The organism is Marinobacter mangrovi (genome assembly GCF_016798325.1).
In the GTDB taxonomy this organism is placed as follows: Bacteria; Pseudomonadota; Gammaproteobacteria; order Pseudomonadales; family Oleiphilaceae; genus Marinobacter_A; species Marinobacter_A mangrovi.
In genome coordinates this window covers 707,735-733,699 of record NZ_JAERVO010000001.1, presented here as the reverse complement: position 1 = coordinate 733,699, position 25,965 = coordinate 707,735, and the positions used below count along the sequence as shown (strand labels likewise).

At 61.0% G+C, this 25,965-nt stretch carries 22 protein-coding genes; 12 read left to right on the top strand and 10 right to left on the bottom strand.

Annotated features, from left to right (window positions below; translation table 11 throughout):
• Positions 1 to 3 precede the first annotated feature (3 nt).
• From JL474_RS03305 to JL474_RS03265, 9 genes are all read left to right on the top strand, one after another.
• The gene (locus JL474_RS03305) at positions 4 to 795 is read left to right on the top strand and encodes an enoyl-CoA hydratase-related protein (RefSeq protein ID WP_203140901.1); all 792 of its coding nucleotides are present in this window, start codon (positions 4 to 6) and stop codon (positions 793 to 795) included.
• Between the two features lie 4 nt (positions 796 to 799).
• The gene (locus JL474_RS03300) at positions 800 to 2,794 is read left to right on the top strand and encodes an acetyl/propionyl/methylcrotonyl-CoA carboxylase subunit alpha (protein WP_203140900.1); all 1,995 of its coding nucleotides are present in this window, start codon (positions 800 to 802) and stop codon (positions 2,792 to 2,794) included.
• Entirely contained in the window at positions 2,791 to 3,714 is a 924-nt protein-coding gene (locus JL474_RS03295) for a hydroxymethylglutaryl-CoA lyase (RefSeq protein ID WP_203140899.1), read from the top strand. Before JL474_RS03300 ends, JL474_RS03295 begins: the two co-directional genes overlap by 4 nt.
• 5 nt (positions 3,715 to 3,719) lie before the next feature.
• On the top strand, positions 3,720 to 5,693 hold the full coding sequence (locus JL474_RS03290) for an acetoacetate--CoA ligase (protein ID WP_203140898.1): 1,974 nt from the start codon (positions 3,720 to 3,722) through the stop codon (positions 5,691 to 5,693).
• A 46-nt stretch (positions 5,694 to 5,739) separates the two neighbouring features.
• Positions 5,740 to 7,140, top strand: coding sequence for a sigma-54 interaction domain-containing protein (locus JL474_RS03285; protein WP_131481656.1), 1,401 nt, complete (start codon positions 5,740 to 5,742; stop codon positions 7,138 to 7,140).
• A gap of 290 nt (positions 7,141 to 7,430) precedes the next feature.
• Positions 7,431 to 8,492 (top strand): TRAP transporter substrate-binding protein, encoded by a 1,062-nt coding sequence (locus JL474_RS03280; protein ID WP_203140897.1) that lies wholly within the window; start codon positions 7,431 to 7,433, stop codon positions 8,490 to 8,492.
• A gap of 145 nt (positions 8,493 to 8,637) precedes the next feature.
• Complete coding sequence (locus JL474_RS03275) at positions 8,638 to 9,228, top strand: TRAP transporter small permease subunit (protein WP_203140896.1); 591 nt, start codon at positions 8,638 to 8,640, stop codon at positions 9,226 to 9,228.
• A complete protein-coding gene (locus tag JL474_RS03270; RefSeq protein ID WP_203140895.1) occupies positions 9,218 to 10,576 on the top strand; it encodes a TRAP transporter large permease in 1,359 nt (452 codons plus the stop codon). Before JL474_RS03275 ends, JL474_RS03270 begins: the two co-directional genes overlap by 11 nt.
• 9 nt (positions 10,577 to 10,585) lie before the next feature.
• Complete coding sequence (locus tag JL474_RS03265) at positions 10,586 to 12,115, top strand: acyl CoA:acetate/3-ketoacid CoA transferase (protein ID WP_203140894.1); 1,530 nt, start codon at positions 10,586 to 10,588, stop codon at positions 12,113 to 12,115.
• Positions 12,116 to 12,185: 70 nt separating this feature from the next.
• Here JL474_RS03265 and JL474_RS03260 read toward each other — a convergent pair whose 3' ends face one another.
• On the bottom strand, positions 12,186 to 13,127 hold the full coding sequence (locus JL474_RS03260; protein WP_203140893.1) for an electron transfer flavoprotein subunit alpha/FixB family protein: 942 nt from the start codon (positions 13,125 to 13,127) through the stop codon (positions 12,186 to 12,188).
• The gene (locus tag JL474_RS03255; protein WP_123634767.1) at positions 13,128 to 13,877 is read right to left on the bottom strand and encodes an electron transfer flavoprotein subunit beta/FixA family protein; all 750 of its coding nucleotides are present in this window, start codon (positions 13,875 to 13,877) and stop codon (positions 13,128 to 13,130) included.
• Positions 13,878 to 14,615: 738 nt separating this feature from the next.
• Here JL474_RS03255 and JL474_RS03250 point away from each other — a divergent pair.
• Complete coding sequence (locus JL474_RS03250; RefSeq protein WP_203140892.1) at positions 14,616 to 16,268, top strand: electron transfer flavoprotein-ubiquinone oxidoreductase; 1,653 nt, start codon at positions 14,616 to 14,618, stop codon at positions 16,266 to 16,268.
• A gap of 145 nt (positions 16,269 to 16,413) precedes the next feature.
• On the opposite strand, the gene JL474_RS03245 is transcribed toward JL474_RS03250, so the two are convergent.
• The 3 genes from JL474_RS03245 to JL474_RS03235 form a co-directional block, all read right to left on the bottom strand.
• Complete coding sequence (locus tag JL474_RS03245; RefSeq protein ID WP_123634769.1) at positions 16,414 to 16,875, bottom strand: FKBP-type peptidyl-prolyl cis-trans isomerase; 462 nt, start codon at positions 16,873 to 16,875, stop codon at positions 16,414 to 16,416.
• Positions 16,876 to 17,147: 272 nt separating this feature from the next.
• Complete coding sequence (locus JL474_RS03240) at positions 17,148 to 17,708, bottom strand: DUF1285 domain-containing protein (protein ID WP_203140891.1); 561 nt, start codon at positions 17,706 to 17,708, stop codon at positions 17,148 to 17,150.
• Between the two features lie 54 nt (positions 17,709 to 17,762).
• Positions 17,763 to 18,662 carry a radical SAM protein gene (locus tag JL474_RS03235; RefSeq protein ID WP_203140890.1) on the bottom strand — a complete coding sequence of 300 codons (900 nt, stop codon included), beginning with the start codon at positions 18,660 to 18,662 and terminating at the stop codon, positions 17,763 to 17,765.
• Positions 18,663 to 18,769: 107 nt separating this feature from the next.
• Between JL474_RS03235 and JL474_RS03230 the strand changes: the two genes are divergently transcribed.
• Complete coding sequence (locus JL474_RS03230; protein WP_203140889.1) at positions 18,770 to 19,900, top strand: aminotransferase class V-fold PLP-dependent enzyme; 1,131 nt, start codon at positions 18,770 to 18,772, stop codon at positions 19,898 to 19,900.
• Positions 19,901 to 19,942: 42 nt separating this feature from the next.
• On the opposite strand, the gene JL474_RS03225 is transcribed toward JL474_RS03230, so the two are convergent.
• The 4 genes from JL474_RS03225 to JL474_RS03210 all read right to left on the bottom strand — a co-directional run bounded on the left by JL474_RS03225 (position 19,943) and on the right by JL474_RS03210 (position 23,260).
• The gene (locus JL474_RS03225; RefSeq protein ID WP_203140888.1) at positions 19,943 to 20,398 is read right to left on the bottom strand and encodes a SixA phosphatase family protein; all 456 of its coding nucleotides are present in this window, start codon (positions 20,396 to 20,398) and stop codon (positions 19,943 to 19,945) included.
• A gap of 16 nt (positions 20,399 to 20,414) precedes the next feature.
• Positions 20,415 to 21,485, bottom strand: a complete 1,071-nt coding sequence (locus JL474_RS03220) for an NAD(P)H-dependent glycerol-3-phosphate dehydrogenase (protein ID WP_203140887.1) — start codon at positions 21,483 to 21,485, stop codon at positions 20,415 to 20,417.
• 100 nt (positions 21,486 to 21,585) lie between these two features.
• Positions 21,586 to 22,074, bottom strand: coding sequence for an STAS domain-containing protein (locus tag JL474_RS03215; protein ID WP_123634775.1), 489 nt, complete (start codon positions 22,072 to 22,074; stop codon positions 21,586 to 21,588).
• 1 nt (position 22,075) lies between these two features.
• A complete protein-coding gene (locus JL474_RS03210) occupies positions 22,076 to 23,260 on the bottom strand; it encodes a PP2C family protein-serine/threonine phosphatase (protein WP_203140886.1) in 1,185 nt (394 codons plus the stop codon).
• A gap of 124 nt (positions 23,261 to 23,384) precedes the next feature.
• Between JL474_RS03210 and JL474_RS03205 the strand changes: the two genes are divergently transcribed.
• Positions 23,385 to 24,851, top strand: a complete 1,467-nt coding sequence (locus JL474_RS03205) for an HD domain-containing protein (protein WP_203140885.1) — start codon at positions 23,385 to 23,387, stop codon at positions 24,849 to 24,851.
• Here JL474_RS03205 and JL474_RS03200 read toward each other — a convergent pair.
• Positions 24,808 to 25,866 carry an NAD(P)/FAD-dependent oxidoreductase gene (locus tag JL474_RS03200; RefSeq protein WP_236011970.1) on the bottom strand — a complete coding sequence of 353 codons (1,059 nt, stop codon included), beginning with the start codon at positions 25,864 to 25,866 and terminating at the stop codon, positions 24,808 to 24,810. The genes JL474_RS03205 and JL474_RS03200 overlap by 44 nt on opposite strands.
• Between the last annotated feature and the right edge of the window lie 99 nt (positions 25,867 to 25,965).

Genomic DNA, 25,965 nt, shown 5'->3' with positions numbered 1-25,965 from the left:
ACCATGACTGAACAGGCTGTACGCACCGAAACCGACGGTCGCGGGGTCACCCGGATTACCCTGGCGCGGCCGGACAAGCGTAATGCTTTTAACGACAGCGTGATGCGCGACTTGCGGGATGCGCTGATCGCGGCCGGCGACGATCCCGCCTGCCGGGTCGTGGTTCTGCAGGGCGACGGCAAGCACTTCTCCGCCGGCGCCGACCTGAACTACATGCAACAGACTGCCGAACTGAGCCACGAGGCCAATGTGGACGATGCCCTGGCCCTCGCCGGCTTGATGCAGACGCTGGACCAGTTACCCAAACCGACCATTGCCCGCGTCCAGGGCGCGGCCTTCGGCGGTGCCCTGGGACTGATCTGCGCCTGCGACATTGCCATCGCCACCGACAATGCCCGCTTCTGCCTGAGCGAGGCGCGTCTGGGCCTGGCGCCGGCGGCTATCGGTCCCTACGTGGTCCGCGCCATCGGTCCGCGCCAGGCGCGTCGCTATTTCCTCACCACCGAGGAAATCCCGGCAAACGACGCCGTACAAATGGGGATCGTTCATGAAGTCGTCGCCGCCGAGGACATCGACGAGACCATCAACACCCTCGCGGAACGTCTGCTGCGCAATGGTCCGGTCGCCCTCGAGGCCTGCAAGTCGCTGGTGGCCCGCACCCAGATGGACGGGCCGGACGAGGCGCTGATCCGCTATACCGCCGAACTGATCGCCGGACTGCGGACCGGTGACGAGGGTCAGGAGGGTCTGCGGGCCTTCCTGGAAAAACGCCAACCTGCCTGGATCCAGGAGTAACCCGATGACTGAACACGCCATTCGCACCCTCCTGGTCGCCAACCGGGGCGAGATCGCCCTGCGCGTGATGCGCACGGCGCAGGCCATGGGCATTCGCTGTATTGCGGTCTACTCGGAAGCCGATCGCAACGCGCCGTTCGTGCGCCAGGCCGATGTGGCCGTCGCCATCGGCCCGGCCGCCGCCGCCGAGAGCTATCTGAAAGTCGACCGCATCCTCGCGGCCGCTAAAGAACACGGGGCGGACGCCATTCACCCCGGCTACGGCTTCCTGTCGGAAAACACCTCGCTGGCCGAGCAATGCCAGGCGGAAGGCATCCGCTTTATCGGGCCTCCGGCGTCGGCCATCGCCGCCATGGGCTCCAAGAGCGCGGCCAAGGCGCTGATCGCCGAAGCCGGCGTGCCACTGGTGCCGGGCTATCACGGCGACGACCAGAGCCTCGCCCGCTTCCGTGAAGAAGCGGAGAACACCGGCTTTCCCATGCTCATCAAGGCCAGCGCCGGGGGCGGTGGCAAAGGCATGCGGGTGGTTCGCGGGATGGATGAACTGGAAGAAGCCATCGCCGCCGCCCAGCGGGAGGCCAGTGCCAGCTTCGGCGACGATCACTTGTTGATGGAGCGCTACCTGGAAAACCCGCGCCACGTGGAAGTCCAGGTGATGTTCGACAGCCACGGCAAGGGGCTGTACCTGTTCGACCGGGACTGCTCCGTCCAGCGTCGCCACCAGAAGATCATCGAGGAAGCCCCGGCACCGGGCATTCCCGAGGCCGTGCGCAAGGCCATGGGCGAGGCCGCGGTGCGCTGCGGCGAAGCCATTGGCTATGTGGGCGCGGGGACGGTGGAGTTCCTTTACGAGCCTGGCGGCTATTTCTATTTCATGGAAATGAACACGCGGCTGCAGGTGGAGCACCCGGTCACCGAGCTGATCACCGGACTGGACCTGGTGGAATGGCAGATCCGTGTCGCCAAAGGCGAAGCCCTGCCCTGGGCCCAGGACGAACTGACCTGCCGTGGCCATGCCATGGAAGCGCGCGTCTATGCGGAGGACCCGGATAACGATTTCCTGCCCGTTACCGGTCGGCTTCACCATCTACGAGAACCTGTCGATTTGCCATATGTCCGGATCGATTCCGGCGTCGCCGAAGGTCAGGACATCACCCCCTGGTACGATCCCATGCTGGCCAAGGTGATCACCTGGGGCGAGGATCGGGACACGGCTCGCCTGCGTCTGATCGACGCGCTGGCGCGCTACGAGGTCATGGGTGTGACGCTCAACATCGATTTCGTGGCCCGCGTCCTGCGCGAACCCGATTTCGCCAACGGCGAATTGACGACCCACTTCATCGAGACCCACGCTGACGCCTTGCGCACCCCGGAATTCACACCGGAGGAACAGCAGGCCCTGAGCTGGCTCGCCTGGCAGCAGGACACCCGGTCAGAAAGTGCGCCCGGCCCCTGGTCGATGCAGGACAGCTTCCGCCTCGGCGGGCCCCGCCAGCAACGCTGTGAGTTGCGCATTGGCGATCAGGACAGCACGCTGGGCTATGAGATGATCAGTGATCGACAGGCCCGACTGCATTCGGAAGGCGATTCACCTGTGCTGACGCTCTCCTGGCAACCGGCCGATCACACGGCCCTGGTCGTTCAGCTGAATGGTCGCCAGGTCCGTCTGTCCTGGGCCAGTCACGGCGAAAAGCTAGGACTCTTCGCCGGCAACATGTCCTGGACGGCCTTGGTCAACCACCCCGAGGAGCAGGTCCAGGACGCCGACAGCGACGCTCACCTGACCGCGCCGATGCACGGCCGGGTGATTACGGTGAACTGCACCGAGGGAGAGACGGTCGAACCGGGTAAGACCCTGGTCGTCATGGAAGCCATGAAAATGGAGCACAGCCTGAAAGCTCCGGCACAGGGCCGCGTCGTCGCGCTGCACTGCGCCGAGGGCGACAGTGTGGGTGCCGGCCAGGTCCTGGTGGACTTTGAAGCGGAGGAAGACGCATGACGGGCGAGAAAGTAACGCTGGTGGAAGTGGGCCTGCGGGACGGGCTGCAGAACGAGTCAACGGCGGTTTCCCATGAGGACCGGGCCCGCTGGTTCAACGCGCTGGCCGATACGGGGCTGTCGCGAATCGAGGCCGGCAGCTTCGTTTCCCCCAAGTGGGTCCCGCAGATGGCCAATACCGATGCGGTCATGCAGGCCATCCGCCGCCGGGACGACGTCTCGGCGGAGGTCCTGGTGCCCAACAGCAAGGGGCTGGAAGCGGCGCTGGCTGCCGATGCCGATGTGATCGCCGTCTTCACCGCGGCATCCGAAAGCTTCAACCGCAAGAACATCAACTGCTCCATCGAGGAGAGCATCGCACGCTTCGAACCGGTAGTCAGCGGCGCCAAATCCGCGGGCAAGCGGGTGCGGGCCTACGTTTCCTGCGTCGTGGGGTGTCCGTATGAAGGCCCGATCGCACCGGGTCAGGTGGCCGACGTGGTCCAGAAGCTCCTGGCACTGGGCGCGGACGAAGTTTCTCTTGGTGACACCATCGGCGTGGCCCGTCCCCGTGAAATCCACGCCCTGCTGGATGCCACCCTGCCGCTGATGCCCACCGAAAACCTGGCCCTGCATTGTCACGATACCCGCGGCCAGGCCATCGCCAACATCTACGCCGGCCTGGAGCGGGGCATCCGCATCTTCGACAGCGCCGTGGCCGGTCTCGGCGGCTGTCCCTACGCCAAAGGCGCCACCGGCAATGTCGCCACCGAAGATGTGCTTTACTTGCTGCAGGGAGAGGGCTTCGAAACCGGCGTCGATCTTCATGCCGTTGCCCGGGTGGGCCAGGAAATCTGCGAAATGCTGGACCGCCCCAACCCATCGCGCACCGGCAAAGCTCTGACAACGCACCTGACCGAAGACGATTTGACCACGGGGTAGAATTCATGACCAAAACGCCGCTCTGGCAACCCAGTGACGATCGCATCGCGCACACCCGCCTGACGCAGTTTGAAGACCGATTGCGCCGGCAATACCCGGGCATGGCGCCGGGTTACGAAGGACTTCACGCCTGGAGTGTCGAACACGCCGACCGGTTCTGGGAGAACCTGGTGGATGAATTCGGCGTTCTCGGCGATTGGGACGGTCCGGTATCGGAGGACGGTTTTCCGGTCGTGGGCCGGCGCTTTTTCCCCCAGAGCCGACTCAACTTCGCAGAAAACCTGCTGGCCCGGGGCAATCCGGACAGCGTGGCCATCATTGAGCACCGTGAGGATGGCCGCCGGCGGATCGTCACCTTCGACGACCTGCGCCACAAGTCCCAGGCCCTGGCCGGAGCCCTGAAATCGGCCGGTGTGGGCGAAGGCGACCGGGTCGCCGGATTCGTCCCCAATGGCATCGAGGCGGTTGTGGGCATGCTCGCCGCCAGCCAACTGGGCGCCGTGTGGTCCTCCTGCTCCCCGGATTTCGGACTCAACGGCGTGATCGATCGATTCGGTCAGATCGAGCCCAAGGTGCTGATCGCCATCAACGGCTACCACTACAACGGCAAGGTGATCGATACCCGCAACCGGGTCCGGGACATTGTCGATTCACTGCCCTCCCTTGCCCGGCTGATCCGCATCGACAACTGCGACGACTGTCCCTGGCCGGACGATATCGTCGGCATGACCTGGGACGAGGCTCTTCGAGCCGACCGGGAATGTCACTACACCCGCCTGCCGTTCAATGCACCGCTCTATATTCTCTATTCGTCCGGCACCACCGGCGTTCCCAAGTGCATCGTTCACGGCATTGGCGGCACCCTGCTCCAGCACGTCAAGGAACACGCTCTGCACACCGACGTCCACGCCGGCGACCGGGTGTTCTACTACACCACCTGCGGCTGGATGATGTGGAACTGGCTGGTCAGCAGCCTGAGCCTGGGAGCCACCCTGGTGCTGTTTGACGGCTCCCCGTTCTCGCCCGCGCCGGAAGTGCTCTGGAACATCGCCGAGAAGGAACAGATCCGCGTGTTCGGCGCCAGCGCCAAATACTACGCCGCCTGTGAAAAAGCCGGTCTGAAACCGCGGGAAAGCCACAACCTGGAAGCGCTGGACGCCCTGCTCTCCACCGGTAGCCCGCTTTCTCACGAAAGTTTCGATTACCTTTACCGGGACGTGAAACCGGACGTCTGCGTCTCCAGTATTTCCGGTGGCACCGACATTGTCGCCTGCTTCGCATTGGGCAACCCGAACTTGCCGGTCTATCGCGGCGAGCTGCAATGCATCAGTCTGGGCATGGACGTGGCGTTCGTTGACGACGACGGCAATCCATTGGCCGAGGGCAAAGGCGAGCTGATCTGCCGCAACGCCTTCCCGTCCATGCCGGTCGGCTTCTGGAACGATCCCGAGAACGCCCGCTTCGAGGACGCCTACTTCAGCCGCTTCCCGGGCGTCTGGGCCCACGGCGACTACGGGGAGCTGAGCGTTCATCCGGCGACCGCCACCACCCCCGCGCAAACCGGCGTGCTGATTCATGGCCGTTCCGACGCCACGCTCAATCCCGGCGGCGTGCGCATCGGCACGGCTGAAATCTACCGGCAGGTAGAAAAAGTCGATGCCGTTCTGGAAGCGCTCGCCATCGGCCAGCAGTGGGACGACGATATCCGTGTGGTGCTGTTCGTCCGGCTGCGCGACGGTGTGACACTGGATGACGATCTGGCCCAGACGATTCGCCAAACCATTCGCACCAACACCACACCCCGGCACGTTCCCGCACGGATCGTGCAGGTTGCCGACATACCCCGCACCATTAGCGGCAAGATCGTCGAATTGGCTGTCCGCAACGTGGTCCACGGCGAGCCGGTGAAAAACAAGGATGCACTGGCGAATCCCGAAGCGCTCCGGTATTTTGAGAATCTTCCCGAACTCAAACAATAATACCGGCTAACGGCCGTCCGTCCCCGGGCGGCTGACAGGGACCGTTATGACACGCGCATCCGGATTCACCCTGGAGGATCTTTCAGACCTCTCTGAGAGCCCCCTGCTCACGCTTCTCGACCACATCTGCGAAGGCAGCCTGATCGTTGACGACCACGCCCATGTGCTCTGGATCAGCGACAAGTATCGCGACGTCCTCGGCATCGACCGGGATCTCGCCGTCCGCGGACAGCCCGTCGAAGAGCTGATCCCCAACAGTATGATGCGCCAGGTGGTGCGCAGTGGTCAGCCCATCCTGCTGGACCTGCTGCGCAGCCGGGAAACCTGGATGGTGGTCACACGCATCCCCATCCGCGATCAGGCCGACCGGGTGATCGGCGGCATTGGCTTCGTGTTCTACAAGGACATGGACTACCTGAAGGCGTTCGTTGAGAAATACGGCCGCCTGCGCGGTGTCCCCAGCACCGCTGAACGCCAACTCGCCAATATGCGGGACACCAAGTACACCTTTGCCGATTTCATTGGCCAGAGCGCACCGGTAGAGCAGCTGCTGCAACGAGCCCGGCGGGCGGCCGAGCTGGACACCACCGTCCTCCTGCTTGGGGAAACGGGTACCGGCAAGGAAGTCCTGGCCCATGCTATCCATCATGCTTCCGTTCGGGCCGAACGGCCGTTCGTCAGCATCAACATGGCGGCGGTGCCGGACAACCTGATGGAGGCGGAATTCTTCGGGGTGGCGCCCGGCGCCTATACCGGCGCCGACCGTAAGGGACGCAAAGGCAAGATCCAGCTGGCCGACAAGGGTACGCTGTTCCTGGATGAGGTGGGCGACCTGCCCCAAAGCCTGCAGAGCAAGCTGCTGCGGGTCCTGCAGGAGCAGGAGTTCGAACCGCTGGGTTCCAACGAGGTGATCCGGGTCGACGTCCGCATCATCGCCGCCACCAGCAAGGATCTCAAAGCCATGGTGGATGCCGGTGATTTCCGGGCGGATCTCTACTATCGGCTCAATGTCCTGCCCATCGAGGTGCCCCCGTTGCGCGACCGGATGGAAGACATCGAACTGCTCGCCAACACCATGATCGATCGCATTGCCCACAATCTGGGCATGTCCCCCAAGTGGCTCAGCGCCGCAGCCCTGGACTACCTGCGCGATCATGCCTGGCCCGGCAACGTTCGCGAACTGCAGAACACCCTGGAGCGCACCTTCATCTTTGCCCAGAGCCCGATCCTCCAGGCCGAAGACTTCCTGCCACCAGCGCCCGACCGCCTGCACGAGTCCGCCGGCGCCGCCGGTATCGAGACCCTGCAGCAGACGGTCGCCCGGGCCGAGCGTGACGGCATTCGCAAGGCGCTGGACGCCACCGGGAACAACCGATCCCGGGCCGCACGCATCCTCGGCATCTCCCGCGCCAGTCTCTACGAGAAGATGGCTCGATACGGGCTTTGATCCGACGAGGTCGCCCGAATCGCGGCCGTTCGAACAGGGTGTCCATATTTTCAGACAGTGTCTGAGATGTCAGACACACCCTTCAGACCCTCGAATCACCGAGTCCGTAACGTCACCCCTATTTTGTGTCCGGATTTCCAGACACTTCGGCTTTTACGTAGCTGAAACCCCTTACCAAAAACCGAACATGTCATTGTTTTTAATGATCTTTCTATCGTTGGCACAAGGATTGTTATAGGCCCCTACGGCAGATAACTCCCTGCACACAACAACAATAGAAGGAAGTCACAATGATAAAGACGAGCCAATCCCTCGCGTTCCTGTCCGTCTGTGGCCTGGCTGGAGCCATGGCAACCACTCCCGCCCTGGGGGCTGAAAAGATCCGCTGGAAGATGCAGGCCGCTTATGGCAGCAACCTCCCGGCTCTGGGCGATACCATTCCGGGTGTTCTGGACGACCTCCGGGAAGTCACCGACAACCGCATCATCATCAAGCATTTCGAGCCCAACAAGCTGGTGCCGACTCTGAACATCACCGACGCCGTGCGAACCGGCAAACTGGAAGCCGGCTACACCTGGATCGGCTATGACCAGGGCAAGATTCCATCCTCCACCCTGTTCTCCGCCGTGCCGTTCGGTATGGAACCCTGGGAATACATGGCCTGGTGGTATGACGGCGACGGCCAGAAACTGGCTGAGGAGATCTACGAGAAGAACAACGTCCACCCGGTCCTGTGCGGCCTGACCGGTCCGGAAACCGGCGGCTGGTTCAACAAGGAAATCAACAGTCTGGACGACATTGACGGCCTCAAGATCCGCTACGCCGGCATCGGCGGGCGCATCCTGCAGGAGTTGGGCGCGTCCGTGACCGTTCTGCCGGGCGGTGAGATCTTCCAGGCCCTGGAAAAAGGCGCCATCGACGCCTCCGAATTCTCCCTGCCCACCGTCGACGAGAAACTCGGCTTCTATGAAGTGGCCAAGTACAACTACTTCCCCGGCTGGCACCAGCCGTTCGCCGCGTTCCACCTGATCGTCAATAAAGACAAATGGGACGCCATCAGCGACGCCGACAAGAAGCTGATCAACCTGACCTGCCAGGCCAGTGTCACCCGCAACCTGGCCAGCGCCGAAGCGTACCAGGGCAAGGCCATCGAGTTCATGAAGAGCAAGGGTGCCGAGACCCGCAAGCTGCCGGACCCGGTCCTGCACGAACTGGAAGACGTCACCGAAAAAGTACTCAAGCAGGAAGCGGACAAGGACGCAGACTTTGCCCGTGTCCTGAAGAGCCAGAAGGCGTTCCAGGCGCAGTACCAGGAGTGGCAGGACCTCGGCTACCTGCCGCGGGACTTCTGATCCCGGTACCCACCCGAATGGCGCGACCGTCGGTCGCGTCATGGAACGATTGTCACCCTGGTGAACAACGGCATGACAGGAGACTTATAAGCGGTCTCTGTCATCCGGGTTCCCGGGTGGCCCCTACCGTCTTCCGGAGTTTCACATGAACGCTTCCATCGAGGCCACTGCCCCCGAGCTTGAGCCGGCGCCGCAGGGGCTGTCTGGTGAGGTGCTGCCTCACACCCCGATTTCCCGGGTGCTGGACGGTCTGATCCGGCACATCGGCGAATTCAGCGCTTGGCTGTGGCCGGTGCTGATGCTGGTCATCATCGTCAACGTGGTGTCCCGCTATGTTTTCTCCCAGGGCTTCATCGAGCTGGAGGAACTGCAATGGCACATCTATTCCGCCGGCTTCCTGATCGCCCTGTCCTATGCGCTGCTGCGGGACAATCACGTCCGTGTTGACCTGTTCCGCGAACGCTTCAGTTTCCGCACCCAGGCCTGGATCGAACTCGGCGGCATGCTCCTGTTGCTGGGGCCGTTCATCGGCTTGTTGCTGTATTACTCGGTGCCCTACGTTATCGACTCCTGGCACATGAACGAAGCCTCCAGCGCACCGGGCGGGCTCAGCCACCGCTGGATCATCAAGAGTGCGTTGCCACTTGGACTGGGGTTAGTTCTGCTTGCCGCGTTTTCCCGGTTTACACGTTTGGTCGCTTTCCTGGCCGGATCGGAGGTGCGCCATGCCGATTAATGAAATGCTCGCGATCGGGATGTTCGCCTCGTTCATCCTGCTGATCTTTACCGGTTTCCCGATTGCCTGGGCCCTGGGTGGCGTCGCGATCGCCTTTACCGGCCTTGCCATGCTGTCGGATAACTATCTCGATACGTTTATCGCCATCGATTGGAGTTACACCTCACTGGCCATCGACCGGATCTGGGGCACCATGAGCAGCTGGGTGCTGGTTGCGATCCCGATGTTCGTATTCATGGGTCAGATGCTGGACCGCTCCGGCATGGCTGAAAAGCTAATGCTCAATGTCTCCCGGCTGTTCGGGCGACTCAACGGCGGTACCGCCATCGCCGTGGTGATCATCGGCCTGCTTCTGGCGGCATCCACCGGCATCGTCGGTGCGTCCGTCGCCCTTCTCACTCTGCTGGCCGTACCGGTCATGCTCAAGCGGGAGTATCAGCCGGAACTGGCGGTCGGGACGGTCTGCGCCGTCGGCACGCTGGGCATCCTGATGCCGCCGTCGATCATGCTGGTGATGATGGCCGATCAATTGGCCATGTCGGTCGGCGACCTGTTTATGGGCGCGGTGTTCCCGAGCGCCTTGCTGGGCGTTGTCTTCGTGCTCTATATCGTGATTCGCGGCTGGATGCGACCGGATGTGGCGCCAGCAGGCAATGATGCCGAGCCGGTCAACTTTGGCATCATTCTGGACGCCCTGAAGTCCATCCTGCCGCCGGCGTTCCTGATCCTCGCGGTGCTGGGCAGCATCTTTGCCGGGATTGCGACACCAACCGAGGCCTCGGGCGTCGGTGCGTTCGGCGCCACCCTGCTGGCACTGGCCAACAAACGGCTGAACAGGCAGGTGATGCGCGAAGTGTGCCGGGAGACCAGCCAGACCACCGCGTTCATCTTCGCCCTGCTGATCGGCGCTACGGCATTCTCGCTGGTCCTGCGCGGGCTGGGTGGTGACGAGATGATCGCCGATGCCCTCCACGGGCTGCCATTTGGTCCTCATGGTGTGGTGATCTGCATCCTGCTGCTGACCTTCCTGCTCGGTTTCGTACTGGACTGGATCGAGATCACGCTGATCATCCTGCCGCTGGTGGCGCCGGTCATCCACACGCTGGGCTTCGATATTGTCTGGTTCACCGTGCTGTTTGCGGTCTGCCTGCAGACCTCGTTCCTGACGCCGCCCGTCGGTTTCTCGCTGTTCTACTGCAAGGGTGTGGCGCCGCCATCAATTGGTGTGAAAACGCTCTACAAGGGCGTGACCCCCTTCATCCTGCTGCAGGCATCGGTCCTGGCGATCATCTTCCTGTGGCCTGATCTGGTGACCTGGCTACCGGCCCAGGCCTACAGCGGACAGTAGGAGGTTTCGATGTCACACCCCAAACTGATTTCCGCAGAGCAGGCGGCCGCCCTCGTCCCGGAAGGCGCGACACTGGCCACAGGCGGGTTTGTTGGAATCGGCTTTCCGGAAGCCCTGGCCCGAGCCCTCGAACACCGTTTTGTGGCCGAACAGGCACCCCACAACCTGACCCTGATCTACGCGGCCGGTCAGGGGGATGGCGGCGACCGGGGGCTGAACCACCTGGCCCACGAGGGTCTCGTCAAACGGGTGATCGGTGGCCACTGGGGCCTGGTTCCCAAGCTGGGCGCCCTGGCCTGCAACAACCGCATCGAGGCCTACAACCTGCCCCAGGGCGTGATTGCGCAGCTCTACCGGGACATCGCCGCCGGCAAGCCCGGCATGCTGACCCACGTGGGCCTGCATTCGTTTGTCGACCCCCGCCACGGCGGTGGGCGGATGAACGAGCGCACCGAGGAGGATCTGGTGGAGGTGATGAACCTCAAGGGTCGCGACTACCTGTTCTATCCCACCTTCCCGATCCATGTGGCGTTCCTGCGAGGCACCACGGCGGATGCCCGCGGCAACATCACCACCGAGAAGGAGGCCCTGCCCCTGGAAAGCCTGGCCATCGCCCAGGCAGTCCACAATTCCGGCGGCAAGGTGTTCGTGCAGGTGGAGCGTCTGACGGAGCGGCACCAGCTTCATCCCGAACGCGTGCAGATACCCGGCATACTCGTGGATCACATCATCCTGGCGAAGCCGGAAGAACATCTACAAACGTTTGCCGAGCCCTACAACCCGGCCTACACCAGCGAGATCCGGCTGCCGGCCCTGGAGGGGGGCGACCCGCTCAGTATCCGCAAGCTGATTGGCCGCCGGGCGGCCGAGCATCTGGAACCGGGCGCTGTCGTCAATCTCGGTATCGGCATGCCGGAACAGGTGGCTGAGGTGGCAGCAGAAAAAGGTTTGCTGGATCGGATCACCCTGACCATCGAACCCGGCGCCATCGGCGGTCGCCCGGCCGGCGGACTGAGCTTCGGGGCCGCCGCCAATGCCGAGGCGGTGATCGACCAACCGGCCCAGTTCGACTTCTATGATGGAGGCGGTCTGGATCAGGCGTATCTGGGGATGGCACAGGTGGATCGGCACGGCAACGTCAATGTAAGCCGTTTCGGGTCGCGTCTGTCGGGTGCCGGGGGCTTCATCAACATCAGTCAGAATGCCCGTGAGGTCTTTTTCATGGGCACTTTCGAGGCGGGCAAACAATCCATCGCCATCGACGAGGACGGCCTGCGAATTGAAGAGAGCGGAACCGGACGCAAGTTCGTGAAGGAGGTCGAGCACCTGACCTTCAATGGCCGCTACGCCCTGGAACGCGGGCAGCGTGTGTTCTACATCACCGAGCGATGCGTGTTCCAGCTCACCGAGAACGGCCTGGAGCTGATCGAGATAGCGCCGGGGCTGGATCTGGATCGCGATATCCTGGCCTACATGGACTTCCGCCCGGCCATCTCCAGCCGACTCCATGTCACCGATCGGCGTTTGTACACGCTTTGACGAGAGGACACCCTTTCACACCAACAAAAAGGGCGCCGTTATGGCGCCCTTTTTTAACTGAATCCGTCCTTTACAGAACTTTCTTCAGTTCTTCCTCGAGCTGCGGAACCGCTTCGAACAGGTCCGCAACCAAGCCATAGTCCGCGACCTGGAAGATCGGGGCTTCTTCGTCCTTGTTGATCGCAACGATCACCTTGGAGTCGGACATGCCCGCCAGGTGCTGGATCGCGCCAGAGATACCGACGGCCACGTACAGCTGCGGCGCCACGATCTTACCGGTTTGACCGACCTGCATGTCGTTCGGTACGAAACCGGCGTCAACCGCGGCACGGGATGCACCCACAGCGGCACCCAGCAGATCCGCGACTTTTTCCAGCATCTGGAAGTTTTCGCCGTTCTGCATGCCGCGACCACCGGAGATCACGATACCGGCACTGCCCAGGTCCGGACGATCGGACTCGGCCAGCTGCTCGCTGACGAAGGAAGACACGCCTGCGTCCTGAGCACCGTCAACGGTCTCAACGGATGCAGAACCGCCTTCACCAGCCACGGGATCAAACGCGGTCGGACGAACGGTCACAACCTTGATGCCGTCGCTGCTCTTCACGGTTGCAATGGCATTACCGGCGTAGATCGGACGCACGAAGGTGTCTTCAGACTCGACACGAACGATGTCGGAGATCTGAGCAACATCCAGCAGCGCGGCAACGCGCGGCATAAAGTCCTTACCGGTGGTGCCGGCAGCTGCGAAGATGTGGCCGTAGTTCTTGCCCAGGTCGGACACCAGCAGGGACAGGTTTTCCGCCAGGAAATGGCCGTAAGCCGCGTTGTCCGCAACCAGAACCTTGTTGACGCCTTCGATCTTGGCCGCTGCTTCGCCTACGGCGCCGCAGTTCTCGCCGGCAACCAGAACGTCGACGTCACCACCTACAGCCTTGGCCGCCGCGACGACATTCAGGGTCGCCTGCTTCAGGCTGCTGTTGTCATGTTCAGCAATTACAAGGATGCTCATTTAGATCACCTTCGCTTCGTTCTTCAGTTTGTCGACGAGTTCTGCCACATCGGCAACCTTCACACCGGCCTGACGGGAAGCCGGAGCCTCAACCTTCAGGGTGGACAGGCGCGGAGCCACATCAACGCCCAGATCGGCCGGGCTCATGCTGTCGAGCGGCTTCTTCTTGGCTTTCATGATGTTGGGCAGCGAAGCGTAACGCGGTTCGTTCAGACGCAGGTCCGTGGTCACCACAGCCGGCAGGTTCAGGGATACCGTCACCAGACCGCCGTCCACTTCACGGGTCACGTTGACCTTCTCGCCTTCAACAACCACTTCCGACGCGAAAGTGCCCTGACCCATACCGGTCAGCGCGGCCAGCATCTGGCCCGTCTGGTTGTTGTCGGTGTCGATGGACTGTTTACCCAGGATAACCAGCTTGGGCTCTTCCTTCTCGACAACGGCCTTCAGCAGCTTGGCGGCTTCCAGGGACTGGACTTCCTCGTCGGTCTCGACGTGGATACCGCGGTCGGCACCGAGGGCCAGAGCGGTACGGATCTGCTCCTGGGCAGCCTTGGGACCAATGGAAACCACAACGATTTCAGTGGCAACCCCTTTCTCTTTCAGGCGAACCGCTTCTTCCACAGCGATTTCGCAGAAAGGGTTCATCGCCATCTTGACGTTGGCAAGATCGACGCCGGTGTTATCCGGCTTGACGCGAACCTTTACGTTGTAGTCGATTACACGTTTAACAGCGACCAGAACCTTCATAGATTCCTCGTTCTTCTACGATGGGTTTAAGACTTGCAATCATGCAGTATCTGACGGGCCAGGCCACGTCCATACCAATGATTCCTGTCGCATCGATTCGTCCTGGGACCAATCGTACGGTTTCGTCGAGGCCATCCGTTCCGGCTTTTCCAGCTCTTTATTAAACGGGCCTCTCACCAACGGTGCGTGCGGCATTCGCACAAATGCACGTTGAACAACGGGCCAGCCTTATCATTTAGCCCCTTGTTAAAAGCGCCATAATACTGACGACAAAGCCCAGGGGGGTCAATAGTCGTGCAGGCATTACACAGCACCGTCATCGGTATTACAATGGCGCCCGGTAAGGCATGTCATAGCCGTCGCGTTGGCGATGTCACTATACAGCCGCCGGCAGCCAGTGACCTCTCCTGCTCGATTGCATTTGGGGCCAATGGTTCGCCACAGTGCCACGGGGCACGGCGATTTTCAAACAAACGTTTGTTTGATTTTTATTATATTGTATCCTTTGCGCCTGTGACACAAGCCTTTGGGCGGTAACACGTTCGTTTGTCGCCCAGGCTTTGGGTACTATATACTCCGCAGAGCGATTTACCAATACCGCTGTGCGGACCATGCGAGTCACAAACGACCTTGACCGCCTGGATGCCCTAAAAACTAGAGAGAACCGGATTCTTCTTCGCTGCTTCTCAGATGCGCGTCGAAATCCCAATATCCACAATGAAGTTTGAGGAGACCAACGTGGAACGCGAATCGATGGAATTTGATGTTCTGATCGTCGGTGCGGGCCCTGCAGGGCTGTCCGCGGCCTGCCGCATCATGCAGATGGCACAGGAATCCGGCGAAGAACTCACCGTATGCGTCGTCGAAAAAGGCTCGGAAGTGGGCGCCCATATCATGGCGGGCACCGTCTTCGAACCGACTGCCCTCAACGAGCTCTTCCCGGACTGGAAAGAGAAAGGCGCACCGCTGAACACCCCGGTCACCCGCGACGACATCTTCGTCCTGCGCGGCCAGGACTCGGCCACCAAGGTCCCCAACGCGTTTGTGCCGCGCAACATGCACAACCACGGCAACTACATCATCAGCCTGGGCAACCTGTGCCGCTGGCTGGCCGAACAGGCCGAGGGCCTGGGCGTTGAAGTGTATCCGGGCTTCGCGGCTTCCGAGACCATCATCGAGGACGGCCAGGTCAAGGGCATCATCACCGGCGATATGGGCGTGGCCCGTGACGGCAGCCATAAAGACGGCTACATGCCGGGTATGGAACTGCGCGCCAAGTACACCCTGTTCTCCGAAGGCTGCCGCGGTCACCTGGGCAAGCGCCTGATCAAGGATTTCAACCTGGATGAAGGCAAGGATCCACAGCACTACGGTATCGGCATCAAGGAACTGTGGGACATCGATCCGGACAAGCACGAGCCGGGTCTGGTCGTGCACACCACCGGCTGGCCGCTGACCGAGTCCGGTTCCACCGGCGGTTCCTTCCTGTATCACCTGGAAGGCGGTCAGGTGTATGTCGGTCTGATCACCGACCTGTCCTACAGCAACCCGCACATGAGCCCGTTCGAGGAATTCCAGCGCCTGAAGCTCCATCCCGAGATTCGCAAGTACCTGGAAGGCGGCAAGCGGGTGGCTTATGGTGCACGAGCCATCACCAAGGGCGGCTACAACGCGCTGCCCAAGATGAGCTTCCCGGGCGGCCTGCTGCTGGGCTGTGACGCCGGTACGCTGAACAGCTCCAAGATCAAGGGCTCCCACACCGCCATGAAGTCCGGCCTGCTGGGCGCTGAAGCGGTCTTCGAGGCTCTGAAGGAAGGCAAGTCCGGTGAGGAAATCACCAGCTTCGCCGAGCGTTTCGAGAACAGCTGGCTGTATAAAGAGCTGTACGACGAGCGCAACTTCGGCCCGGCCATGCACAAGTTCGGCAACATCATCGGCGGCGGCATCGCCTACCTGGAGCAGAACATCCTGCACCGCAGCCTGCCGATCACCTTCCGGGACACCACACCGGATTACGCGACGATGAAGCCGGCTGACCAGTCGAAGAAAATCGACTATCCGAAGCCGGACAACACGCTGACCTTCGACCGCCTGTCCTCGGTGTTCATTTCCAACACCAACCACGAGGAAGATCAGCCGATTCACCTGAAGCTGAGCAACCCGGAGATCCCGATCCAGGAAAACCTGCCGAAGTACAACGAGCCGGCGCAGCGTTACTGCCCGGCGGGCGTGTACGAGGTGGTGGAAGCGGACGACGGCAGTGGCAAGAAGTTCCAGATCAACGCCCAGAACTGTGTCCACTGTAAGACCTGTGACATCAAGGACCCGGCCCAGAACATCACCTGGGTCACGCCGGAAGGCGGTGGTGGTCCGAACTATCCGAACATGTAATAACGTTCGGCCGGAACAAAAAGGCGACCTTCGGGTCGCCTTTTTTATTGCAAGCATCGTCACACAGCCGGACTCGCGCCCCGCTTTTCTTCGGGCACAAAAAAAGCGGCTCAATGAGCCGCCTTTTCGATAACCTACCTGAGGCTTAGTGCACGTGGCCGTGCTCTACCTCTTCTTCAGTCGGCTCGCGGGTTTCGATGACTTCCACATCGAAGTTCAGGGTCTCGCCGGCCAGCGGATGGTTGGCATCGATGGTGACGGTTTCTTCCTCAACTTCCACGACGCGAACGATCTGCGGACCGCCCGGAGTCTGTGCCTGGAACTGCATGCCCGGCTCGATGGTGTCAACGCCTTCAAAGGCGGAACGCGGAACCGGCTGAACCAGCTCTTCATTCTTCTCACCGTAGCCCTCTGCCGGCTCGACGGAGACCTGAAGCTTCTCGCCAGCTTCTTTTTCGTTCAGCGCTGATTCCAGACCGCTGATGATGTTCTGCGCGCCTTCCAGATAGGTCAGCGGCTCACGACCTTCCTCGCGGGAAGAATCGAGCTGCTCGCCCTGTTCGTTGGTAAGCGTGTAGTGAATGGTAACAACACGAGGTTGGGCCATGTGATCTCCTTGCGTGCCGCAAAAATAAGCAGTGTGTGTAACTCGGTAATCGAAAGTGTTCGTGAACAGGCGGACTGCACAGAGGGACTAACGACAACCATCCTCGTTCGAGAGCCAGGCTCTACAAAAAACAAGATGTTTAATGCAACAGCTTAACAAACGTCTTGCTGCGTACGCTACCTGAGGTTGAGACCGCACCCCGTTTTTTCAAGGGGACCGGACCGATTAATTGGAAAAAGCGTTTGGATCGCCTCAAGAAACGCTCGTTTCCCCTACCCCTGGCCCAACTCAAAAAACTGACCGTCGCTCCAAACCCCCAGTACCTGCTCGTCGTCCGGACTGGCAACGGCGTATTCGGCCAACTCATAGTAAGCCGCTGTGACCAGGCGGGCTTCCAGCCCCTGCACCACCCCAACGAGTGGTCGTGGCTCGCCGCTGTCATAGCTGTCCATACGCAGCGGATGCTCGGCACCGACCACCAGTGACTCGCCGGTATTCAGCGTCAGAGTCAGCACCTGGTCGCGCCCTTCGCCACTCACATCCAGACCATGGGCCAGCAGCGGCGTGTCCTCGACCTGCAACCGCCATTTTTCGACCGGCGTCACCAGGTAATATTCACCGTCGTCTTCGCGACGCAGTATGGTGGCGAACAGTCTCACGATCGCCTCCCGCTGGAGCGGTTTGCCCTGGAACAGCCAGGTTCCGTCCCGCAGGATGCGCATGTCGATATCCCCGGAGAGATCGGGGTGCCATTTATCCAAAGGTGGCCGGCCCTCGAACGCCTCGCGGGCTTCCCTGATCTGCTCTTCGATACGCTTCGTCTCGTCTGTCATGCTCTCTCCCGTTGATCCCGTTCAAGCGTCAGTCGCCCATCGACCAGGCCTGATTCACAAGCCGCGCTGCCACTCCTGTCGCAGCGGCATGGCGCCAGGCTGCTCGATCGCCAGCCGGACTTCGCCGAGCAAGCGCTGTTTATCCCGACCCAGACGGCCTTTCAGAACCAGGTAGTTGGAGGCGTGGTCGCTGCGAAACACCGTATTATCCAGTTCCAGATGGGACAGGAATTGTTCGATCTCCGAGAACAGGGCCGGCTGGTCCAGCGGCTCGAAACCGTCTCCAAACCCTGCACGGAAACGCTCCTCGCCCTGCGGGAAGCTGACGACCAGGGTGGACAGGAAATCCGGCTGGGTATCATTGCACAGCTTAGCGGTGTTGATGGCGTGCTGCTCCGAAAGTTGTTTCCCGCCCAGGCCATTCAGAACCATCACGGAGCTTTTGATGCCCGCTTCGCGCATCTTGAGCAGCGCGCTGCGAGTCGACTCCGCCGTTTCGCCCTTGTTGACCCGCGCCAGAACCTCGTCGTCTCCCGATTCCATCCCCACATAGAGCATCTGCAGACCGGCGGCTTTCAGCGCCGTCATGTCCTCCACCGACTTCTTCGCCAGGTTGCGCGGCAGACAATAACTGGTCACCCGCTCCAGCGCCGGAAAACGATCGTAGAGCGTTTCCAGCACCCAGAGCAGACGCCGGGTGGGCAGCACCATGGCGTCGCCATCGGCCAGAAATACCCGGCGCACCTGGCCATCGAAGGCCGAAGCGGTCCGCTCGATATCGGCCAGCACCTCGTCGTCCTTGCGCGCCCGGAACTTCTTCTGGGGCTGGGTGTACATCTCGCAGAAAGTGCACTTGTTCCAGGAGCAGCCGTTGGTCAGCGGCAGTATCAGGGAACGCGCCTCACTCGGCGGCCGGAATACCGGCTCAATATAGTCGATGGGAAAGGACCACATAGGTCTTCAAAACTCCGTCTCGTATCCGCTGTATGGTAGTGTCGTTACAAAGGGCCTGGCCCGGATTCATTCAGACGCCGACTCCAAAAAGGATATTTAATCTTATCATGGACCTGGATAACGAATTTAAACTCGATCCTCAGATCAGTTATCTCAATCACGCGGCCGTGGCGCCCTGGCCTACTCGCGCTGCTGACGCCGTCGCCCGATTTGCCCGGGAGAATGCCGAAAGGGGCGCACAGCACTATCCCCGCTGGATGGACGTCGAAAGCCGGTTGCGAACGAACCTCGCCCAACTATTGAATGCACCTTCGGCGGAGGATATCGCACTGGTCAAGAATACCTCCGAGGCGCTGTCATTCGTGGCCTACGGACTGAGCTGGTCGCCGGGCGATGAAATCATTATCTCCGACCAGGAATTCCCATCCAACAGCATCGTGTGGGAGTCCCTCGCCGACCAGGGCGTTACGGTCCGCAAAGTCAGTCTCGACGGAGACGATTGCGAGGCGGATATCATCGCCGCCTTCACAGAGAACACGCGCCTGCTGGCCATCAGCTCCGTGCAGTACGGAACCGGCCTGCGTGTAGATCTCGAAAGACTCGGCAAAGCGTGCAAAGAAGCGGACATCCTGTTTTGCGTCGACGCGATTCAGAGCCTCGGCGCCCTGCCCATGGATGTCCAACGGGCACAGATCGACTTCACCATGGCCGACGGACACAAGTGGTTGCTGGGCCCCGAAGGCCTGGGCGTCTTCTATGTACGTGCGGGGTTGCGGGATCAGCTCAAGCTGAACGAATACGGCTGGCACATGGTGGATAAACGCGGGGATTTTGATCAGCACAGCTGGCGCGTCGCGCCGTCTGCGGTCAGATTCGAGTGTGGCAGCCCCAACAGCGTGGCCGCTCACGCCCTGGAAGCCAGCACCGGCCTGCTCCTGGAGCACGGCATGGATAACGTCCGGGATCACCTGTTTGCCAAAGTGGATTATCTGGCGAACGCCCTGCGAAACGTGCCCGGCGTCGCTATCCTGAGCGCGCTGGATGAACGCCGACGTTCAGGCATCCTGACTTTCCGGGTTGAAGGGCAACATTCCCAGGAGCTTTACAAGGCCCTGATGGCTGAGCAAGTGGTCTGCGCCAGCCGCGGCGGCGGCGTTCGCTTCTCGCCGCACTTCTACACCACTGAACGCGCGATGGATCAGGCGGTGGATCGCTTGCGAAAGCTGATCGGCGCTTAGTGACCCATCGGGTTAGTTCGTTAACCCGATGGGTCACTAGAATCAGGCCAGGAACTGCGCCTTCAGATCGCCACAACCAGGCCCGACGATGGGGAGATCAAGCACCATAGCCTGGCTGGTCATGAAGGGAATGCCGCGGCGGTGACCGTCCACCAGCAAGGTGGCCAGCGAGCCCACCAGCGGCATGTGCGAGACGATCATCAGAGTCTGCGGGAGATTATCTTCGGTGAGCAGCACATCCAGGCACTCACCGGGATCATTGTCCGGCGTCAGGAAGGGCCGCTCAATGATCGGCAAATTCATTACCTCGCCAACAATCGATGCCGTCTGCTGGGCCCGGGTCAGCGTCGAACACCAGATCAGCTCCGGCCGCCAGCGGGACGACGCAATCTCGCTGGCCACCCGGCCACTGGCAAAGCGCCCGGCTTCGGTCAACTCCCGCATCTGGTCGATACTGTGCCAGCCGGCCTCGCCGTGGCGCATGATGATCAGTTTCACAACCGCCCTTTCCGCTTCAGGATGACAGGGTGCGCGGGAGAATGAACTCCACGTCTGAATTCTGCACCGCCGTCATCAGTCCGTTGATCACGTCGTATATGGTGGCGTCACTGTAGAGGATCTTGTGCAGCCCGCCGACCAGCGGCATGGGCACGCCCATGTCCTCCGCCTTGTCCTTGACCAGCTGCAGCGTGCGGATCCCTTCCGCCACCTGCCCCAGCTCGGCTACGGCGTCGTCCAGTTCCTGCCCTTGACCCACCGCATAACCGATCCGGAAATTGCGGCTCTTGGATGAGGTACAGGTGACGATCAGATCGCCTACGCCGGCCAGCCCCATAAACGTCATGGGGTTCGCCCCCAGGCTGACGGCGAACCGGCTCATCTCCGCCAGACTGCGGGTAATCAGCATGGCCCGGGCATTTTCGCCCAGCGACAGCGCTGAGGCCATACCCGCCACAATCGCATAGATGTTTTTCAGGGCCCCGGCCAGCTCTACACCGTACACGTCCACGTTGGCGTAGACCCGGAAATAATCGCACCCCAGCAATTCCTGGACACGATTGCGGACGTCAGGATCCTTGGCGGCGATAACGGTCGCTGTCAGGTCTCGCCCGGCGATCTCCTGCGCCAGATTGGGGCCACTCAGCACGCCGATTCGGGTGCGTGGAATTTCTTCCTGGAGGATTTCGCTCATCAGGCGGAACCCTTCCTTCTCGATGCCCTTGGTCAGGCTGACCACCACCTGCCCGTCTTCAAATTCCGTGGCATGCTCGCGGATCACCGTGCGGAAAGCCTTGCTGGGAATCGCGACGAAAATGGCCTCGGCCTCATGCACCGCTTCGCGGAAATCGGTGGTGGCCCGGATATCACCGCTCAGGACCACATCCGGCATATACCGGCGGTTGGTGCCAGCGGTCTTCACTTCTTCGACCTGGGCCTCGCTGCGCATCCAGAAGCGGACGGTGTGGCCATTTTCCGCCAGCACCTTGGTCATCGCCGTTCCAAAGCTGCCACCGCCGAGTACGGCAACCTGCCGGCCGGTTGGAGCGGATGGACGGGCGGATGTCGCTGTTTTGTTATCAGACATGAAAATACCGTGGTGTATGAATCAGGGATGCGGGGCAGCGGGCGACGGCGTTCGGGCGAAGCGGATCAGCATGGCAAGGCGGAAGAAGGCGATTCCCCGATCAGGGTTCTTCGCACTCCAGCGCCCTTACCAGGTTCTTGAACTCTTCGCGGTTGCGGCTGTTCATGCCCATCAGGACCCGGTGTGCATCCAGTACCTTGTCACGGACCTGCTGTTCGCTGGCCCGGAGCACGGGAATCTCTTCCAGCTCTTCAATCCGGGAGGCTGGTTCGCGCACGATGATGAAAATCTTGTCGAACCCCATGGACGTAATGATGCGGGTCACATCGGGATTGGTGGAGATCAGTGTCGGCAGGAAATGACTGCGCTTCTCGGCAGCCATGGCGATCTTCGCCAACAGCCCCAGCGTGGTGCTGTCGATAATCTCGGTTTCGGAGAGATCAATGACAACCGTGCGGAATTCAGGGTTGTTCGTGATGGACTCAACCAGATTGTCCAGCGTTGAACACAGGTTCAGCCGGATTTCGCCGATAAACTTCAGGAGATAAATCCCTTGTTGCTCAGCTTGCAGTATCTTGTAGCTAGACATCTTAGTTCGCCACTACGTCCGTCACTGTCACAATAGCGATATCGTCCGGCAATTCTGTGATTGCATCGAGGTTCAGGGCATCACTCAAGGATGCGATAGTGTGACGACCTCCGGAAACGACTTCAAGTAGTTGTCGCTCCTTTTCATCGAGGCTTCGGGCCTTGATGACTTCCAGGATTCCGTCGGAAAACAGGATCAGGCGGAATCCTTCCTCCAGCGGCATTTCGTAGACGTCCCATGTGGGACTCTCAAACAGCCCGACCGGCAGGCCGTTACCTTCCAGAAAATGCCACTCGCCTTGGGCGTTACCCACCATCGGCATCGGGAAATGCGCCCCGACGGCATAAGCCAGCTTGCGCTCCTGATGATAGATAATGCCGGCAAACACCGTCAGGTGCTTACCAAGCCCGGTGTCCAGCAGTTCCGAGTTGATCCGCTGCAGGAACCGGTCGGGGTACAGGATATCATCGCTGGAGCCCCTTCTTACATTACGTTGCAACCGGTTCGTCAGATTCTTCAGTAATACGGTCACAAAGGCCGAACTGGCCCCATGACCGGAGACGTCGGCAATGTAGACCAGCGTCCGGTTCTCATCCAACGGGAAATAATCGAGAAAATCGCCACTCAGATAGAGGGACGGCTTGATCATATGATCAATAGACACCGCCGTTGACTCAAAGTGCCGGTCCGGCAACATCTTGAGCTGGACCTTGCGCCCGGCCCGCTGGTCGGCGCGCAACTCGGAAATCCCGGCCCGCAAGTCACGGTTGGCGGCCTCCAGCTCCTGCCGGTAGACCTGGTTCAGCCTCGACACCCGCACCCGGTCGAACATCTTGGCCAGCACGTCGTCCAGCAGATCCTTGTCGTGGTAGGGTTTGATCACAAAGTCGGCGGCACCGGCCCGCAGGGCGGACACCACCTCCTCGGCGCTTTCCGAGGCGTGGCAGGCAATGATGGGCACAAACGCGTCCTCATCGTCCATGCGGTCCACCAGCTTGCGGATCAAGTCGGCGGAGACGTCGGCGAAGATCGCATCCGGCATCTTGTCTTCGAAGGCGGCTTCGGCCTTACCGATGCTGGCGTACGTACTGACATAAAAACCCCGGGATTCCAGGAAGCGGTCCAATTCCTTTGCCGCCGCGGGGTCCGGATCAATAATCAGAATGCGCTCAGTGCGCGATCCCATTTAAACTTCCTCCGAGAACACCCGCTGTATCAACGGGATATCACATGGCCATTTCAGGGGCTTGCCTTATCCGCTATTCTGGCACGGCGGCGACATATAACAAGCCTGAGGAGGCCTTTCCCGCATGCCACGAGCGATAGATGACCTGCTGGGCGCCTACGATAAGCTCATCATGGATCCGGTCCACGGCGGTATCCCGTTGTATCGCCACGAGATTCAGGTGATCGACCACCCGCTGTACCAGCGTCTGCGCAATATCTGCCAGAACGACATCCTGAGCCTCGTTTTTCCGGGCGCGACCCACTCACGGTTTCTCCACAGCATTGGCGTGATGCACGTGGGCACGCGCATGTTCCGCTCGATGATCAACGCCTACCTGCGGGAACAGCAGCTCAGCCGGGATGTGGACCTGACGCTGACGCAACTCGAAGCCATCGATTACCTGTCCAAGATCATCCGCCTCGCCTGCCTGCTGCACGACAGCGGGCATTCCAGTTTTTCCCACCAATTCACCCAGGCACGCCGGATCAAGGAACTGATGAGTCGTCCGAGCCGCTTCCGGGATCTCTGGGCCGGCATCGACATCAGCGACATCTACAATGAGCCGCCGGAAGAGCTGGAGCACGAGCATTATTCAGTGCGGGTCGCCTATGACGTGCTCGAAAACACCGACCTGGAGCCTGCCGGGCTGCATCGTAACGATGTGCTGGGCATTATGGAAACGACCCGCGTCACACCCTCCGAGGTTTTCTGCCGGCACGCGGAAACCTTCTGGTCGTTTATCGCCGGTCCGGACGCCCACGCCGGCGTGCTGCAGGACACGTCCACGCCACGCCTGGTCATGGACCTGTTGTCTTCGATCGTATCCGGCGAGATTGATGCGGATCGGGCCGACTACATGCTGCGGGATGGTTTCCACTCGTCCGTCACCATCGGCGGATTCAATCTGGATCACCTGCTGAGCAACCTGCGTTTTGGCTGGAACGTGGAGGAGCCGTGGCTGGGTCTGGCGATCACCCACAAGGGCCTGGGCGCGCTGGAAGACTTCGTCTACAGCCGTTACCAGATGTACCGCAAGGTCTACGCCCACAAGACAGCCCTGGGCTTTGACTGGTTGCTGCGTGAGGCCATCAACGAGGTGCTGGAGGATCCGGAGACCTTTGACTGGGTCGATGTCTGCCTGAGCCGCATGGACTATTTTGCCGAACTGACGGACAACTTCTTCTGGGAAGCGTTCCGGCGCAAGGCGCGCCAGACGCCAAACAGTTATTCCAAGTGCATCGTGGACCGGATCAAGCTCGACCACCTCGACACCCGGGAGAACCTCACCCCCGAGCAACGACAGGCCCATATCGAAGAACTGGCCGGCATGCTCGGCACCTCACCGTCCGAGGTGGTCACTTGCACCATGCGGGCCCGCTTCTCCAACATTCAGGACAATTTCAACGGCATCAAGGTGCTGATGCGCGAACCGGTCACCCGCCGGCGTCACCTCAAGCGGATTACCGACGTCAGCGCCTTCTTCTCAAAGTTCGGGGACGGCACCATTACCCACTTCTACCGCCGTCCAGAGCGGCTTCGCGCGCTGTAAGGATTGCCTCGGCCAGGGCCTGCCCACTCTGGAAGGCTCCTTCGACGCGACCGCCGGCCAGCCAGTCACCACACAGGCCAATGCGTTGTTGCGGATACCACAGATGGCCCGGGTGCTCACCCGATTCGCGGGTTTTCGCATAGAGCCAGCGATGGGTCATGACCGTTTCCGGGAGCAATGACGGGTTCGTGCAGGTGCCGAAAGCCGCCAGCAGTTGGCGGGCCACCCAGTCCGCCTCGGCCTCCTGATGCGCTTCCGACCAGTCCGCCCGCGCGTGCAGAACCCACCAGCTGCCATCGCCTTCCCGACCGGGCTTGCTGCTGTTATTGGCCGCCCATTGCAGTGCGGGATGCCGACAACTGAAGCCATCGGTTCCGGGGCTCGGGTTGTCGCGAAATTGGGCCATGACGGTCCAGCAGGCATCCAGAGGAAAGTCCGTCAGCTCGTGCGCCGAGGTGTCCAGACCGGTATCGGATGCCAACAAGAGGTCCCGGGCCTGTACCGGAGGTGCCGTGATCAGCACGGCATCGAAATCACCCTGCACTGCACCGTTGGTATCAATCAGCGCCCAGCCCCCAGTAGCCCGCTCGATGCGTGCAATGCGAGTCTCGTAAACCACCGACAAGTCCGTGGCCAGAGCCCGGGAAATGGCAGTCATTCGAGGAACGCCCACGTATCGCGGTCCCGCGACAAAATCGGTCCAACGCCCGTCTTCCTGCTGGAAGCGGAGCTGACCGCGCCATTCCTCAAACGTGTCTTTACCGGCCCTGGTTTCCAGAAACCGGCGAAACGCCGGATCGCGGATGGTGAAGTACTGCGCGCCGATATCGACCGCTCCATCCGGAACCCGCTTTGCGGCCAGGCGACCGCCCGGTCCCCGACTCTTCTCAATCAGCGTAACGGAAAGCCCGGCCTCTTCCAGAAAAATCGCCGCGGTTAGCCCACTCAGCCCTGAACCAACGATCGCAACGGTCCGTATGACATCTCTGACGGGTGAATCACTATCTATTTGCAAGGCAGTGCATCCAAAGTGTTGGTTTTAAACGTATAGTCACCGTCGTCGGGTTCCGGGCACGTTCCGGGCCCGGATATTCGAGTTATCCAGACCGTGCAA

Excerpts from the sequence above, each read along its gene's own strand:
- JL474_RS03260 (WP_203140893.1), bottom strand. The coding sequence starts at position 13,127 with ATGAGCATCCTTGTAATTGCTGAACATGACAACAGCAGCCTGAAGCAG.
- JL474_RS03280 (WP_203140897.1), top strand. The coding sequence starts at position 7,431 with ATGATAAAGACGAGCCAATCCCTCGCGTTCCTGTCCGTCTGTGGCCTG.
- JL474_RS03305 (WP_203140901.1), top strand. The coding sequence starts at position 4 with ATGACTGAACAGGCTGTACGCACCGAAACCGACGGTCGCGGGGTCACC.
- JL474_RS03300 (WP_203140900.1), top strand. The coding sequence starts at position 800 with ATGACTGAACACGCCATTCGCACCCTCCTGGTCGCCAACCGGGGCGAG.
- JL474_RS03205 (WP_203140885.1), top strand. The coding sequence starts at position 23,385 with ATGCCACGAGCGATAGATGACCTGCTGGGCGCCTACGATAAGCTCATC.
- JL474_RS03295 (WP_203140899.1), top strand. The coding sequence starts at position 2,791 with ATGACGGGCGAGAAAGTAACGCTGGTGGAAGTGGGCCTGCGGGACGGG.
- JL474_RS03240 (WP_203140891.1), bottom strand. The coding sequence starts at position 17,708 with ATGACAGACGAGACGAAGCGTATCGAAGAGCAGATCAGGGAAGCCCGC.
- JL474_RS03290 (WP_203140898.1), top strand. The coding sequence starts at position 3,720 with ATGACCAAAACGCCGCTCTGGCAACCCAGTGACGATCGCATCGCGCAC.
- JL474_RS03270 (WP_203140895.1), top strand. The coding sequence starts at position 9,218 with ATGCCGATTAATGAAATGCTCGCGATCGGGATGTTCGCCTCGTTCATC.
- JL474_RS03210 (WP_203140886.1), bottom strand. The coding sequence starts at position 23,260 with ATGGGATCGCGCACTGAGCGCATTCTGATTATTGATCCGGACCCCGCG.
- JL474_RS03285 (WP_131481656.1), top strand. The coding sequence starts at position 5,740 with ATGACACGCGCATCCGGATTCACCCTGGAGGATCTTTCAGACCTCTCT.
- JL474_RS03275 (WP_203140896.1), top strand. The coding sequence starts at position 8,638 with ATGAACGCTTCCATCGAGGCCACTGCCCCCGAGCTTGAGCCGGCGCCG.
- JL474_RS03220 (WP_203140887.1), bottom strand. The coding sequence starts at position 21,485 with ATGTCTGATAACAAAACAGCGACATCCGCCCGTCCATCCGCTCCAACC.
- JL474_RS03230 (WP_203140889.1), top strand. The coding sequence starts at position 18,770 with ATGGACCTGGATAACGAATTTAAACTCGATCCTCAGATCAGTTATCTC.
- JL474_RS03235 (WP_203140890.1), bottom strand. The coding sequence starts at position 18,662 with ATGTGGTCCTTTCCCATCGACTATATTGAGCCGGTATTCCGGCCGCCG.
- JL474_RS03245 (WP_123634769.1), bottom strand. The coding sequence starts at position 16,875 with ATGGCCCAACCTCGTGTTGTTACCATTCACTACACGCTTACCAACGAA.
- JL474_RS03215 (WP_123634775.1), bottom strand. The coding sequence starts at position 22,074 with ATGTCTAGCTACAAGATACTGCAAGCTGAGCAACAAGGGATTTATCTC.
- JL474_RS03265 (WP_203140894.1), top strand. The coding sequence starts at position 10,586 with ATGTCACACCCCAAACTGATTTCCGCAGAGCAGGCGGCCGCCCTCGTC.
- JL474_RS03255 (WP_123634767.1), bottom strand. The coding sequence starts at position 13,877 with ATGAAGGTTCTGGTCGCTGTTAAACGTGTAATCGACTACAACGTAAAG.